This is a genomic window from Microbacterium sp. CJ77, from assembly GCF_002911615.1.
GTDB lineage: Bacteria > Actinomycetota > Actinomycetes > Actinomycetales > Microbacteriaceae > Microbacterium.
The window spans coordinates 737,812-752,717 of record NZ_PQBR01000006.1 but is presented as its reverse complement, the minus strand read 5'-3'; the positions used below and the strand labels follow the sequence as shown (position 1 = coordinate 752,717).

Genomic DNA, 14,906 nt, shown 5'->3' with positions numbered 1-14,906 from the left:
TCAGTCCCGTTTGCTCAGTCCCGCTCGCTCAGTCCCGGATTCGGCTCAGCCCGCCGCGCGCCGGCGACGTTCGGATGCCGCAAGCACGGCGACGATCAGGATCGCGTTCTGCATCCGCCCCTCGAGCACGGCCGTGACGGCGTCTTCGAGCGGAACCCACTCCAAGCGGATGTCGGCCTCTTCGGCCTCGCGCGCGTACGTCTCGGGCGCGGGTGAGATGCCCTCCGCGAGGAAGATGTGCACGACCTCGTCGCTGCCGCCCGGTGAGGTCTTCATGCTGACGAGCTCGCTCCAGCGGCTCGCCGTCAGATCGGCCTCTTCGGCCAGCTCACGGCGGGCGGTGTCGGCGGGCGGCTCCCCGTCGATGTCGAGCAGGCCCGCCGGGATCTCCCAGTCGCGCGAACGGATCGGATGACGATACTGCTGCAGCAGCAGGATCCGTCCGTCGTCATCGATCGCCGCGATGGCGACGGCACCGGTGTGATCGACGTAGTCGCGTGACGTCGACTCGCCGTTGTAGTCGAAGGTGTCGCTGCGCACATCCCAGACACGGCCGGGATAGACGACCTCGCTGCGGCTGATCTCGAGTTCGACCGGCTCATCGCGCAGTGCTGAGAAATCAGTCATTCTCCACCGGATCCACGTCGAAGAGCTCGCTCGCGCGGTGACGTTCGAGCGCCGCACCGACGAGCCCGCGGAAGAGCGGGTGCGGCGCGGTCGGGCGCGAACGCAGCTCGGGGTGCGCCTGCGTGGCGATGTAGTACGGGTGCACGTCGCGCGGCAGCTCGACGTACTCGACCAATGCCCGGTCGGGCGAGAGGCCTGAGAACACCAGGCCGGCCTCGGTGAGGCGGTCGCGGTACGCGTTGTTGACCTCGTAGCGGTGCCGGTGGCGCTCCGAGACCTGCGTCGCGCCGTACAGGTCGGCGGCGAGCGACCCCTCGCGAAGGTCCGCCGCGTACAGGCCGAGGCGCATCGTGCCGCCCAGATCGCCGCCCGCGATGATGTCCACCTGCTCGGCCATGGTCGCGATGACCGGGAACTCGGTGTCGGGGTCGAACTCGCTCGATGACGCACCCTCGAGCCCGGCGAGGTTGCGCGCGTACTCGATCACCATGCACTGCAGCCCCAGGCACAGTCCGAGCGTCGGAATGCCCTGCTCGCGCGCGAATTTCAGCGCACCGAGCTTGCCCTCGATGCCGCGGATGCCGAAGCCACCGGGCACGCAGATGCCATCGACGTCCGCCAGGGCGCGGGCCGCGCCATCCGGCGTCTCGCACAGATCGGACGGGATCCAGCGGATGTTGACGTGCGTCTCTTGCGCGAAGCCACCCGCCTTGAGCGCCTCGGTGACCGACAGGTAGGCGTCCGGCAGATCGATGTACTTGCCGACCAGGCCGATCGTGACCTCGTGCTTGGGGTTGTGCACGGCGCCCAGCACCCGTTCCCAGCGCGACCAGTCGACATCGTTCGCCTCGTCGAGGCCGAGCGCGTTGACGATGTAGGCGTCGAGACCCTGATCGTGCAGCATCGTCGGGATGTCGTAGATGCTCGGCACGTCGACCGCGTTGACGACGGCGTCTTCGTCGACGTCGCACATCAGCGCGATCTTGCGCTTGTTCGACTCGGTGACGGGCCGGTCGCTACGCAGCACGAGAGCGTCGGGCTGGATACCGATCGAGCGGAGCGCGGCGACCGAGTGCTGCGTCGGCTTGGTCTTCTGCTCGCCGGATGCGCCCATGAACGGCACGAGCGAGACGTGCACGAAGAAGACGTTCCGGCGGCCGAGTTCGTGGCGGATCTGGCGCGCCGACTCGATGAAGGGCTGCGACTCGATGTCGCCGACCGTGCCGCCGACCTCGGTGATGATGACGTCGGGCTGGGGATCCTGCGTAGCCTGCAGACGCATCCGTCGTTTGATCTCGTCCGTGATGTGCGGGATGACCTGCACGGTGTCGCCGAGGTACTCGCCGCGACGTTCGCGGGCGATCACCTGCGAGTAGATCTGACCCGTCGTGACGTTGGCCGCCTGACTCAACTCGACGTCCAGGAAGCGCTCGTAGTGCCCGATGTCGAGGTCGGTCTCGGCGCCATCGTCGGTGACGAAGACCTCACCGTGCTGGAACGGGTTCATCGTGCCCGGATCGACGTTCAGATACGGATCGAGCTTCTGCATCACCACCCGCAGACCCCGCGCCGTCAGCAGATTGCCGAGGCTCGCGGCGGTCAGGCCCTTACCCAATGAAGAAACGACACCACCGGTCACGAAGATGTGCCTCGTGATGTGCTTGGTGATGTCGTTCGATGTTCCCGATGCAGTTTCCGCCACGGGCTTTAATCCTATCAGTCGCGTGAGCCCGCGAGCCCGAGCAGCTCGCGCGCGTGCTCGAGAGCCGCGGCCGAGTCGGGAAGTCCCGACAGCAGCCGCGCCATCTCAGCAGCGCGCTCGGGCCCTTCGAGCCTGCGGACGCTCGAGGCGGTCACCGACCCGTCGTTCTCTTTCACGACGGTCAGGTGGTTGGTGGCGAACGCGGCCACCTGCGCGAGGTGCGTGACGACGATGACCTGGGATGCCTCGGCGAGGCGCGCGAGACGACGCCCGACCTCGATCGCGGCGGCCCCGCCGATGCCCGCGTCGATCTCGTCGAAAACGAAGGTCGGCACGGGGTCGGTTCCGGCGATGACGACCTCGATCGCGAGCATGACGCGGCTCAGCTCGCCGCCCGACGCGCCCTTAGACACCGGACGGGGCTCGGCGCCGGGGTGCGGGGCCAGCAGCAGCGCGACATCGTCGCGGCCATCGGACGATGCGGCGCCGGGCGACACCGTCACCTGCAGGCGCGCGTCCGGCATCGCGAGGGCGCTGAGTTCGGCGCTCACGGCGTCGCCCAGGGCCACCGCGGCGACCGTCCGGCGCTCCGTGAGCAATGCGGCGGCGTCGTCGAGGGCTCGGGCGGCGGTCTGGAGTTCGTCGGCCAGCTCATCGATGCGGGCGTCGTCGCCCTCGAGTTCGGCCAGTCGGGCGGCGCCGGTCTCGGCGAGCGCCAGGACCTCGTCCAGAGACGTTCCGTGGTGCCGGATCAGAGCGCCGATCGCCGCGCGCCGCGTTTCGACGGCGTCGAGTTCGAGGGGTCCCGATTCGTCCAGGTCGGCGAGATAGCCCGACAGGTCGGTCGCGATCTCGGCGGCACGAAACCCGAGTTCGGCCACCTGCTGCGAGAACGTCTCGAGCGCGGGATCCTGCGCACTCGCGCGCTCCAGCAGGCGCCGCGCCTCGCCCATCAGGATGGAGACGTCCACGGCATCCGCCTCGGCGGACAGCGCCTCGCGCGCCCCCGCGGCAGCCGCCCGCAGCTCTTCCACGTTCGCGAGGCGCTCGGCGCGCTGGGCGAGCTCGACATCCTCGCCCGGTTGCGGTGCGACGTCCTCGATCTCGGCGAGCGCGGCACGCAGCGTCTCGGCCTCGGCCGTGCGCACATCGCGCTGGGTCGTCAGGGTCGTGTGCTCGGCGTCGAGAGCACGCCAGCGCGCCCACGCGTCCCGGTAGGCGACGAGCGCGGCGCGCACCCCCGCTCCCCCGAATCGGTCGAGCGCGTCGCGCTGGGCCGTTGCCGACCGCAGGCGCAACTGGTCGGACTGGCCGTGAACGACCACCAGATCGTCAGCCAGGTCCGCGAGCACACCGGCCGGCGCCGCGCGCCCGCCGACGCTCGCGCGACTACGACCCTCGGCCGTCACCGTGCGACTCACGTACAGCTCGGCCCGGTCGGTGCCCAGGGGTTCGAGGTCTCCCCCGGCTTCGCGGACGCGATCGGCGACGGATCCCTCGGCCGGAACGTTCCAGATGCCCGCGACCTCGGCCTGACCGCCCGCACGCACCACGCCCGAGTCGGCACGCTGGCCGAGCAACAGACCGAGGCCCGTCACGACCATGGTCTTGCCCGCGCCGGTCTCACCCGTGATGGCGGTGAAGCCCGGGCCGAGCGGCAGCGTCGCCTCGGCGATCACCCCGAGCCCCGCGAGTCGTACTTCCTCGATCACGCGCCCGCCCCGCGGTGGGTGTCGGGGTCGAGATCGAATTCCGCTTCGGTGGGTTCGTGCGTCGCCCAGGTCTCGGGGTCGGCGGCGATGGGCCCGCGCCATCCGTCGACCGGCAACCGGAACTTGCGCACGAGGCGGTCGGTGAACGCGGCGGGATGCAGACGCGCGAGACGGACGGGCTCGGGCGAGCGATGCACCATCACGCGGGCGCCGGGCGGCAGGTCGTGCGAGCGGCGGCCGTCGCACCAGAGGATGCCCGTGCCGTTCGTCCTCTCGAGCACCTCGATCGCGATCGTGGCCTCGGGGCCCACCACGAGGGGCTTGGCGAAGAGGGCGTGCGCGGACAGCGGCACGACCGCTATCGCCTCCACGGTCGGCCAGATCACGGGTCCGCCTGCCGAGAAGTTGTAGGCGGTCGAACCCGTGGGGGTCGAGACGACCATGCCGTCGCACCCGAAACTCGACAGGGGGCGGCCATCCACCTCGAGGACGACCTCGAGCATCCGTTCGCGGCTGGCCTTCTCGACCGTCGCCTCGTTCAGCGCCCACGTCTCGTAGATGAGCGAGTCGTCGGACGCCTGCACGCGCACGGCGAGGGCCAGGCGCTCCTCGACCCGGTAGTCGCCGAGGATGGCGCGATGCACCGCTTCGTCCAGTTCATCCCGCTCGATCTCGGCGAGGAATCCGACATGCCCCATGTTGATGCCGAGCACCGGGGCCGTGCCACCGCGCACCAGCTCCGCCGCGCGCAGGATCGTGCCGTCGCCGCCGAGCACGATGGCCAGCTCGATCTCGTCGACGGGAACGTCGATGCCGAGCGTTCCCGTGTTGTCGAAGTCCCTGATCGCTTTGCCCAGCTGGGTGCGATCGTCGGCCGAGAATACGGCCCGGGCACCCGCGGCGTGCAGTGCCGCCGTCACGCGGCGCGCGGCGGCGACCGTGTCGTCGCGCAGCGCATGCGCGACGACCAGGATGTTGCGCGTGCTCGTCATGCCGCTCCCGCCGATTGGTTCGCCCCACCCATTCTGTCGGATGCCTCCCGTTCGCCGGGCCGCCCGCGCGCTGTGGAGGACATCTGTGGCCTTACGTCACCGGATGCTCCGGTACGGCACCGACGCCGGTTCAGCGCTGCGTGAGCTCGTTCACCATGGCGAGCCAGGCGCTCGGGTTCGACGCATCCGCGTCCGTTCCGCCATCCTCCGCGTCACGCTCCCGGAGCCAGGCCACGAACTCGTGGTTGCCGTGCGTGCCGGGCAGCGGCGAGGCGACCACGCCGTGCGTTCCGAGGCCCGCGTCCCACGCCGCCCAGAGCACACCCGCAACGGCATCCGCGCGCGATGCCGGATCGGTCACCAGCCCGCCCCGAACGGATGTGCGGCCCACCTCGAACTGCGGCTTGATCAGCAGTACGGCGTCACCGCCCGGCGCCATCGTCGCCCGCACGGCCGGCAGCACCAACGCCAGCGAGATGAAAGAAAGATCGCCCGTGACGACCGAGGGTGCGCTGGTCACACCGCTGACCGCGGCGAGCGACTCCGGCGTCATGTCACGGACGTTGTAGCCCTCGACGGACACGACACCCGCGTCATCCCGAATCCTCTCCGACAGCTGGCCATGGCCGACGTCGACCGCGATCACCGGGTCGGCGCCGCGCTCGCGCAGCACCTGCGTGAACCCGCCCGTCGACGCACCCATATCGAGCGCCACGCGGCCGGCAACCTCGATGGGGAACGCGTCGAGAGCCGCGATGAGCTTGTGGGCGGCGCGACTGACGTAGTGGTCGAATGCGGCGACCTCGATCAGCGACGACTCCTCGACCCGGGCCGACGCCTTCACGACGGGGCGACCGTCCACCGTCACGAGCCCGTCGGAGATCAGCCCCGCGGCGTGCGTGCGGGAACGCGCGAGACCGCGCGCCGCCAACGCGGCATCCAGCCGCTCACTCATCGGTCGCCGGACGCCGAAGCGCGCGGATCGGCGAGGCCGCCCACACCTTCGAGCTCACGCGAAAGTTCGTCGTACATCGCGTCGAACGCTGCGGCGCGGGTCGCGAGCGGCTGTTCCTCGACCACCCGCAGGCGCGACACCAGGCTGTCGTCGAAGGCTCCCTCGGGCGTGTTGCTCATCGCCCCAGGATACGACGAAGGACGACGGATGCCTCGGTGCCCCGCGTCAGCGACGGTCGCCGATCAGCGGGCAGCGCGGAAAGGGTCGTCGTAGAGGCGCTCGGGCACCCGCAGCCCGTAGATCGCGCGCCCGGAATCCCAGATCGCTCGGGCCGCGGCGCGCAACAGGTTGATCTGCGCCGAACCTTCGGCGACGATCTCGACGTCGTTTCCGGACACCCGGACGGTGGCGTCGCCGACCGTGACCGCGCCATCCTTCCCGCGCGTCTTCACGATCGGATACGGCTGCGACAGCTCGCGCAGGTCACCGAGGATGAAGTCCGGACGTGACCCCGCCGGCGCGGCGAGGACGTGCTTCGGCCGGTCGATGCCCGTCAACACGAGAGCCGAGGCGATCCCGGCGCGCTGCGCACCCAGAATGTCGGTGTCGAGGCGGTCGCCGATGAACAGCGGATGCTTCGATCCGAACCGCGCGATCGCCTCGACGAAGATCGGCGTCTCGGGCTTGCCCGCGACGGTCGCGAGCCGCCCGATGGCGGTGTGCACGGCCGACACGAGCGTGCCGTTGCCCGGCGCGATGCCACGCGCCTGCGGGATCGTCCAGTCCGTGTTCGTGGCAATCCACGGGATGCCGCCCTCGTCCTCGGGCACGGCGAGGGCGTACGCGGCCTCGGCCAGATCGCGCCAGGCGACATCCGGCGAGAAGCCCTGCACCACGGCGGCGGGAGCATCCTCGGCGCTGCGCGTGACGATGAAGCCGGCCTTCTCGACCTCGACGGTCAGGCCCTCTCCCCCGACGACCAGCACACGCGACCCCTCGGGGAGCATGTCCCGCAGCAGTCGCATGGCGGCCTGCGGGCTCGTGATGACGTCTTCGGGCTGCACGGCGAGCCCGAGTTCACGCAGCTGCCCGGCAACGGTCGCGTCCGTCCGAGAGGCATTGTTGGTGATGTAGCCGAGCCGCCGCGTCCGACCCGCGGCGTTCAACGCCTCCACGGCGTGCGGAATCGCCTGATGTCCGGCATAGACGACCCCGTCGAGATCGGCCAGCACCGCGTCGACCCCCTCGAGCGGCGACGGGGTCACCCTCCCGAGCAGCGCCATCAGTCGGATGCCTCGGTCTTGTCGGTCTCCTCGCCCTCAAGGGGTTCGGCGGTGTCTTCGGAGTCCGGGCCAGCCGTGGGAACCGCATCTGCGTCGTCGAGGTCATCAGAGCCCTCGACGAGCTCATCGGCGTCGTCGAGGTCATCGGCGTCCTCGACGACCTCAGCGGCGTCGACGTGGTCATCAGCACCGTCGAGGACCTCATCGGCATCGTCGAGGTCATCAACGTCGTCGAGGTCGATCTCGACTTCTTCGATCTCGTCGATCTCGAGCACGTCGTCCGAGCCATCGCCGTCGAGGGCCGCCTCGGCCACTTCGGCCAGTCGGGTCCACCGCGCGGCCTCGTCCAGACGCCCGAGCTCTTCGAGCACCGTTGCGCGCGCGGCGAAGAGACCGGGGCTCCACGGGAATGCGGTATCGGGATCCAGCTCGGGGATGTCCAACTCGCGCAGGGCGCGCTCGGGATCACCCAGATCGAGTCGAGCACCGGACATGGCAACGGCCAGTTCGACGCGGGTCTCGATCGGCAGCGAATCACGATCGACAGCGCGACCGACCTCGAGCGCACGATCGGGACGCCCCACCCCACGCTCGCTGTCGACCATCATCGCGATCTGGTCGTCGCTGCCCGAGATACGCCGGTACGTGCGCAACTCCCGCAGTGCGAGGGCGAAATCGCCGACGGCGTAGGCCGTGATCGCGAGCGACTCGCGAACGACAGCCACGCGACCCGCCTTGCGCGACGCGGCCAGGGCGTGCTCGTGGGCGAGTGCGGGATCCTCGTCGATCAGCCGGACGGCCATCGCGAGGTGGCGACCGACGGTATCGGCGTTCTCTTTGCTGAGCGTGCGCAGCTCGTTGCGCGCGCTCGGGTGAAGATCACGCGCGGTGACGTCGTCGGGCAGGAACGGATCGGGAATGCGCGGCTCGAAGTCGCGATCGCGCGGCGGAGCATCGCTGCGGTTGTACGCGGGCCGACCTGCGTTACCGTTACGGCGCTCGTACGGAGGACGCGAGCCACCGCTGTCACGGTTCTCGTACGGACGACGCGGAGCGTCCCCGTCACGCTTCGTATAGGGCGGGCGCGACGAATTGCTGTCGCGCTTCTCGTACGGCTTCCGAGAGGCGTCACCATCACGCTTCGCATAGGGCGGACGCGAGCCACCGCCGTCGCGGTTCTCGTAGGGACGACGCGCGGTGTCACCCTCACGTTGGGTATGGGGCGGACGTGCGGAGTTACCGTCACGCTTGGCATAAGGGGGGCGCGAAGAATTCCCGTCGCGCTTCTCATACGGCTTGCGCGACGCATCCCCATCACGCTTTACATAAGGCGAGCGGGACGAATTGCCGTCGCGCTTCTCATACGGCTTGCGCGGAGCGTCACCATCCCGCTTCGCATAGGGCGGGCGAGACGAGTTGCCGTCACGCTTCTCATACGGCTTGCGCGGAGCGTCACCATCACGCTTCGCATAGGGCGGGCGAGACGAGTTCCCGTCACGCTTCTCATACGGCTTGCGCGGAGCGTCACCATCCCGCTTTACATAAGGCAGGCGGGAAGAGTTGCCGTCGCGCTTCTCATACGGCTTGCGTGAGGCGTCACCATCACGCTTCGCATAGGGCGGGCGGGACGAATTCCCGTCACGCTTCTCATACGGCTTCCGCGCACCATCGCCTCCACGTGGAGACGACGGGCGCCGATCTGCGCCGCCACCGGTGCGGGGCGCACCCGAAGAAGGTCCGCGCCCCCGATCGGGTCCACCGCGACGCTCATCGTCCTTGCGGTCGTCGTCTGCCATGTTTCCGATCCTTTCGCGACCCGCCCGTCGGCGAAATCGCACTGTTGTAAAACAGCGTTGTTAACGAAGAAAGGGCCACCCAGCATTGGGTGGCCCTTTCTTGAAAGAAGTCCGGCGGTGTCCTACTCTCCCACAGGGTCTCCCCTGCAGTACCATCGGCGCTGAGAGGCTTAGCTTCCGGGTTCGGAATGTAACCGGGCGTTTCCCTCTCGCTATGGCCGCCGAAACACTATTGATGTTTCAATCGTTCAAGCATGAGTTTGGTGACGTAAGTCACCTCATGCGGTTCTCGACCGTACATCGAGAACCACTCAGTGGACGCAAGCACCTAGCAAAAATAGGTGATTATCAAATCATCGGCTTATTAGTACCGGTCAGCTACACGTGTTGCCACGCTTACACACCCGGCCTATCAACCCAGTAGTCTGGCTGGGAGCCTCTCGCCCGAAGGCATGGAAATCTCATCTTGAGGCCGGCTTCCCGCTTAGATGCTTTCAGCGGTTATCCATCCCGAACGTAGCTAATCAGCGGTGCCCTTGGCAGGACAACTGACACACCAGAGGTTCGTCCAACCCGGTCCTCTCGTACTAGGGTCAGATCCTCTCAAATTTCCTACGCGCGCAGCGGATAGGGACCGAACTGTCTCACGACGTTCTAAACCCAGCTCGCGTACCGCTTTAATGGGCGAACAGCCCAACCCTTGGGACCTACTCCAGCCCCAGGATGCGACGAGCCGACATCGAGGTGCCAAACCATGCCGTCGATATGGACTCTTGGGCAAGATCAGCCTGTTATCCCCGAGGTACCTTTTATCCGTTGAGCGACAGCGCTTCCACAAGCCACTGCCGGATCACTAGTCCCGACTTTCGTCCCTGCTCGACTTGTCAGTCTCACAGTCAAGCTCCCTTGTGCACTTACACTCGACACCTGATTGCCAACCAGGTTGAGGGAACCTTTGGGCGCCTCCGTTACTTTTTGGGAGGCAACCGCCCCAGTTAAACTACCCATCAGGCACTGTCCCTGAACCGGATTACGGTTCTAAGTTAGATATCCAGAGTGACCAGAGTGGTATTTCAACAATGACTCCACCTGAACTAGCGTCCAAGCTTCACAGTCTCCCACCTATCCTACACAAGCCACACCGAACACCAATACCAAACTATAGTAAAGGTCACGGGGTCTTTCCGTCCTGCTGCGCGTAACGAGCATCTTTACTCGTAATGCAATTTCGCCGAGTTCGCGGTTGAGACAGTTGGGAAGTCGTTACGCCATTCGTGCAGGTCGGAACTTACCCGACAAGGAATTTCGCTACCTTAGGATGGTTATAGTTACCACCGCCGTTTACTGGGGCTTAAATTCTCAGCTTCGCCTTGCGGCTAACCGGTCCTCTTAACCTTCCAGCACCGGGCAGGCGTCAGTCCGTATACATCGTCTTGCGACTTGGCACGGACCTGTGTTTTTAATAAACAGTCGCTACCCACTAGTCTCTGCGGCCTCCAAACGCTTTCGGAGCAAGTCCTTATACGTCGAAGGCCCCCCTTCTCCCGAAGTTACGGGGGCATTTTGCCGAGTTCCTTAACCACGATTCTCTCGATCTCCTTGGTATTCTCTACCTGACCACCTGAGTCGGTTTGGGGTACGGGCCACTAGAACCTCGCGTCGATGCTTTTCTTGGCAGCATAGGATCACCGGATCTTGCCCTTGCGGGCTCCCCTTTGTGTCTCAGCCTTAGTGAGAGACGGATTTGCCTATCTCTCGGCCTACGCACTTGGCCTCGGACTACCATCGCCGAGGACCGGCTACCTTCCTGCGTCACACCTGTTAATACGCTAACCGCACCAGCATGGGGTCGTGCGCTAGGCCCAACGCTTCACCCCGAAGGGATCCGTCAGTGGGATTCAGACACTTAGCACTACTGGGTTAGTTTGGGCGGTTCTTCGCGGGTACGGGAATATCAACCCGTTGTCCATCGACTACGCCTGTCGGCCTCGCCTTAGGTCCCGACTTACCCAGGGAAGATTAGCTTGACCCTGGAACCCTTGGTCTTTCGGAGGACATGTTTCTCACATGTCTTTCGCTACTCATGCCTGCATTCTCACTCGTGTAGCCTCCACGGCTGGTTCACACCGCCGCTTCGCTGGCCACACGACGCTCTCCTACCCATCAACACGGCTGGACCACGAAGGCCTACCAATAATGTCAATGCCACAACTTCGGTGGCGTGCTTGAGCCCCGTTACATTGTCGGCGCGGAATCACTTGACCAGTGAGCTATTACGCACTCTTTCAAGGGTGGCTGCTTCTAAGCCAACCTCCTGGTTGTCAAGGCAACTCCACATCCTTTCCCACTTAGCACGCGCTTTGGGACCTTAGTTGGTGGTCTGGGTTGTTTCCCTCTCGACTATGAAGCTTATCCCCCACAGTCTCACTGCTGCGCTCTCACTTACCGGCATTCGGAGTTTGGCTGACGTCAGTAAGCTTTTGGGCCCCATCGGCCATCCAGTAGCTCTACCTCCGGCAAGAAACACGCAACGCTGCACCTAAATGCATTTCGGAGAGAACCAGCTATCACGAAGTTTGATTGGCCTTTCACCCCTATCCACAGCTCATCCCCTCAGTTTTCAACCTAAGTGGGTTCGGCCCTCCACGAAGTCTTACCTTCGCTTCAGCCTGGCCATGGATAGATCACTTCGCTTCGGGTCTAGGACATGCGACTGAATCGCCCTATTCAGACTCGCTTTCGCTACGGCTACCCCACTCGGGTTAACCTCGCCACATATCGCTAACTCGCAGGCTCATTCTTCAAAAGGCACGCTGTCACCCCTACTAAGGAGGCTCCAACGGTTTGTAAGCAAACGGTTTCAGGTACTATTTCACTCCCCTCCCGGGGTACTTTTCACCTTTCCCTCACGGTACTTGTCCGCTATCGGTCATCTGGGAGTATTTAGGCTTACCAGGTGGTCCTGGCGGATTCACACGGGATTTCTCGGGCCCCGTGCTACTTGGGATACTTCTCGCGCTGAGGGCGACATTTCGACTACGGGGTTGGCACCCTCTATGACTGGTCTTTCAATACCATTCGTCTATATCGTCTCATCACGCTTGCTGCTCGGCAGAGCAACATGAAAAGTCCCACTACCCCGAATATGCAACTCCTGCCGGATATCACACATACTCGGTTTAGCCTCTTCCGGTTTCGCTCGCCACTACTAACGGAATCGCGGTTGCTTTCTCTTCCTGTGGGTACTGAGATGTTTCACTTCCCCACGTTCCCTCTACCCGCCCTATATATTCAGGCGGGAGTCACTGGGTCAGCACGCTGCCCAGCGGGGTTTCCCCATTCGGAAATCCTCGGATCAAGGTGTGCTTATCCACTCCCCGAGGCTTATCGCAGATTGCTACGTCCTTCTTCGGCTCCAGATGCCAAGGCATTCACCGTTTGCTCTTAAAGATTTGAAATCACATGAGTTTGAATCAGAATCGGTTTGAGCAGATGCTCAACTCGAAATTGACTAATGATCTTTAAGATCATCTTTGTGAGTCGATCGTTGATCGACTCAAAGATGCTCGCGTCCACTGTGTAGTTCTCAAAGTACGGGCGGTACCTTCCCGCGATGCCATCCTGTGGCAACGAAGAAAGGTCCTGAGGTTCGTCTGCTCCGACCCGTGGGCCGAGCGCATCCGGTCCCTCAGGACCCAACAGCGTGCATGTGCCGAGAGAACGACCAGAACCTTTCCAGCTGCAAGCAGCGTACTGAGTTCGGGACTTTCCGATACGGCACCTTGTCTAATGTTCCACCCATGAGCTACCAGTCGAGAACGTGTGTCTCGAATCTGGCTCTGGAAGGCCCTGAGGCCTCCAAGTGCTCCTTAGAAAGGAGGTGATCCAGCCGCACCTTCCGGTACGGCTACCTTGTTACGACTTAGTCCTAATTACCGATCCCACCTTCGACGGCTCCCTCCACAAGGGTTGGGCCACCGGCTTCAGGTGTTACCGACTTTCATGACTTGACGGGCGGTGTGTACAAGACCCGGGAACGTATTCACCGCAGCGTTGCTGATCTGCGATTACTAGCGACTCCGACTTCATGAGGTCGAGTTGCAGACCTCAATCCGAACTGGGACCGGCTTTTTGGGATTCGCTCCACCTTGCGGTATTGCAGCCCTTTGTACCGGCCATTGTAGCATGCGTGAAGCCCAAGACATAAGGGGCATGATGATTTGACGTCATCCCCACCTTCCTCCGAGTTGACCCCGGCAGTATCCCATGAGTTCCCACCATTACGTGCTGGCAACATAGAACGAGGGTTGCGCTCGTTGCGGGACTTAACCCAACATCTCACGACACGAGCTGACGACAACCATGCACCACCTGTTTACGAGTGTCCAAAGAGTTGACCATTTCTGGCCCGTTCTCGTATATGTCAAGCCTTGGTAAGGTTCTTCGCGTTGCATCGAATTAATCCGCATGCTCCGCCGCTTGTGCGGGTCCCCGTCAATTCCTTTGAGTTTTAGCCTTGCGGCCGTACTCCCCAGGCGGGGAACTTAATGCGTTAGCTGCGTCACGGAATCCGTGGAATGGACCCCACAACTAGTTCCCAACGTTTACGGGGTGGACTACCAGGGTATCTAAGCCTGTTTGCTCCCCACCCTTTCGCTCCTCAGCGTCAGTTACGGCCCAGAGATCTGCCTTCGCCATCGGTGTTCCTCCTGATATCTGCGCATTCCACCGCTACACCAGGAATTCCAATCTCCCCTACCGCACTCTAGTCTGCCCGTACCCACTGCAGGCTGGAGGTTGAGCCTCCAGTTTTCACAGCAGACGCGACAAACCGCCTACGAGCTCTTTACGCCCAATAATTCCGGATAACGCTTGCGCCCTACGTATTACCGCGGCTGCTGGCACGTAGTTAGCCGGCGCTTTTTCTGCAGGTACCGTCACTTTCGCTTCTTCCCTGCTAAAAGAGGTTTACAACCCGAAGGCCGTCGTCCCTCACGCGGCGTTGCTGCATCAGGCTTGCGCCCATTGTGCAATATTCCCCACTGCTGCCTCCCGTAGGAGTCTGGGCCGTGTCTCAGTCCCAGTGTGGCCGGTCACCCTCTCAGGCCGGCTACCCGTCGACGCCTTGGTGAGCCATTACCTCACCAACTAGCTGATAGGCCGCGAGCTCATCCCTGACCGAAGTTCTTTCCAGCTTCTGAAGATGCCTTCGAAGCTCGTATCCGGTATTAGCAGCTGTTTCCAACTGTTATCCCAGAGTCAGGGGCAGATTGCTCACGTGTTACTCACCCGTTCGCCACTGATCCAGAGAGCAAGCTCTCTTTCACCGTTCGACTTGCATGTGTTAAGCACGCCGCCAGCGTTCATCCTGAGCCAGGATCAAACTCTCCGTGAAAGAATTTTGCTGCGACAAGACCGGAATGGGTCGAGCCGAGCGAGTTTGATCTGACGATCGGATGTCATTACTGACATATCCGTTTAATCTCAAAAGAATCTCATCGGTCAGACAAGCTGACCGCGAGGTTTTTTGGCATTTGACAAGTGCACGCTGTTGAGTTCTCAAGGATCGGATGCTCCTGCGCCGTGTCTCTCGACCGTCCCGCAGGGCAACTTCTCTATCTTACATCCTCTGTCCGAGATGTCAAATCGACATTCTCAGTTCTTCGTGACCCGGACTTCATGTCCGTAGGCACTCCAATCAGAGGAGTTTCCCATCGTAAACCCGAAGGTTGCAGCACTCAAGAGAGCTGATTTTGATGGGATGTTCTTCGCTTGAGGAGGGGAAGCTTTCGGGGCCTCACCGCGCTCCTTTGGGGCGAACAGGTATTACTTTACGTGC

The 14,906-nt window shown here is 63.6% G+C and carries 8 protein-coding genes and 3 rRNA genes; all 11 read right to left on the bottom strand.

The annotated features are described in order from the left end of the window. Positions 1 to 45 precede the first annotated feature (45 nt). Positions 46 to 627 (bottom strand): NUDIX hydrolase, encoded by a 582-nt coding sequence (locus C2868_RS04280; RefSeq protein ID WP_100811207.1) that lies wholly within the window; start codon positions 625 to 627, stop codon positions 46 to 48. Then, complete coding sequence (locus tag C2868_RS04275) at positions 620 to 2,329, bottom strand: CTP synthase (RefSeq protein WP_100811208.1); 1,710 nt, start codon at positions 2,327 to 2,329, stop codon at positions 620 to 622. Before C2868_RS04275 ends, C2868_RS04280 begins: the two co-directional genes overlap by 8 nt. Positions 2,330 to 2,343: 14 nt before the next feature. After that, positions 2,344 to 4,041: a DNA repair protein RecN gene (recN, locus tag C2868_RS04270; protein WP_103662989.1), complete on the bottom strand. Its 1,698-nt coding sequence runs from the start codon at positions 4,039 to 4,041 to the stop codon at positions 2,344 to 2,346. Beyond that, a complete protein-coding gene (locus C2868_RS04265; RefSeq protein WP_100811210.1) occupies positions 4,038 to 5,033 on the bottom strand; it encodes an NAD kinase in 996 nt (331 codons plus the stop codon). The genes recN and C2868_RS04265 overlap by 4 nt, the downstream gene beginning before the upstream one ends. Before the next feature lie 130 nt (positions 5,034 to 5,163). Then, positions 5,164 to 5,988, bottom strand: a complete 825-nt coding sequence (locus C2868_RS04260) for a TlyA family RNA methyltransferase (protein WP_100811211.1) — start codon at positions 5,986 to 5,988, stop codon at positions 5,164 to 5,166. Next, entirely contained in the window at positions 5,985 to 6,167 is a 183-nt protein-coding gene (locus tag C2868_RS04255; RefSeq protein WP_100811212.1) for a hypothetical protein, read from the bottom strand. The genes C2868_RS04260 and C2868_RS04255 overlap by 4 nt, the downstream gene beginning before the upstream one ends. Before the next feature lie 63 nt (positions 6,168 to 6,230). Beyond that, positions 6,231 to 7,271: an HAD-IIA family hydrolase gene (locus C2868_RS04250; protein WP_100811213.1), complete on the bottom strand. Its 1,041-nt coding sequence runs from the start codon at positions 7,269 to 7,271 to the stop codon at positions 6,231 to 6,233. Further along, positions 7,271 to 9,067 (bottom strand): M48 family metallopeptidase, encoded by a 1,797-nt coding sequence (locus tag C2868_RS04245; RefSeq protein WP_100811214.1) that lies wholly within the window; start codon positions 9,065 to 9,067, stop codon positions 7,271 to 7,273. The genes C2868_RS04250 and C2868_RS04245 overlap by 1 nt, the downstream gene beginning before the upstream one ends. A gap of 109 nt (positions 9,068 to 9,176) precedes the next feature. Beyond that, a 5S ribosomal RNA gene (rrf, locus tag C2868_RS04240) occupies positions 9,177 to 9,293 on the bottom strand. 118 nt (positions 9,294 to 9,411) lie between these two features. Further along, positions 9,412 to 12,525, bottom strand: a 23S ribosomal RNA gene (locus C2868_RS04235). Between the two features lie 415 nt (positions 12,526 to 12,940). Further along, positions 12,941 to 14,462, bottom strand: a 16S ribosomal RNA gene (locus tag C2868_RS04225). Together the 16S, 23S and 5S rRNA genes form the textbook arrangement of a ribosomal RNA operon. Positions 14,463 to 14,906 lie beyond the last annotated feature (444 nt).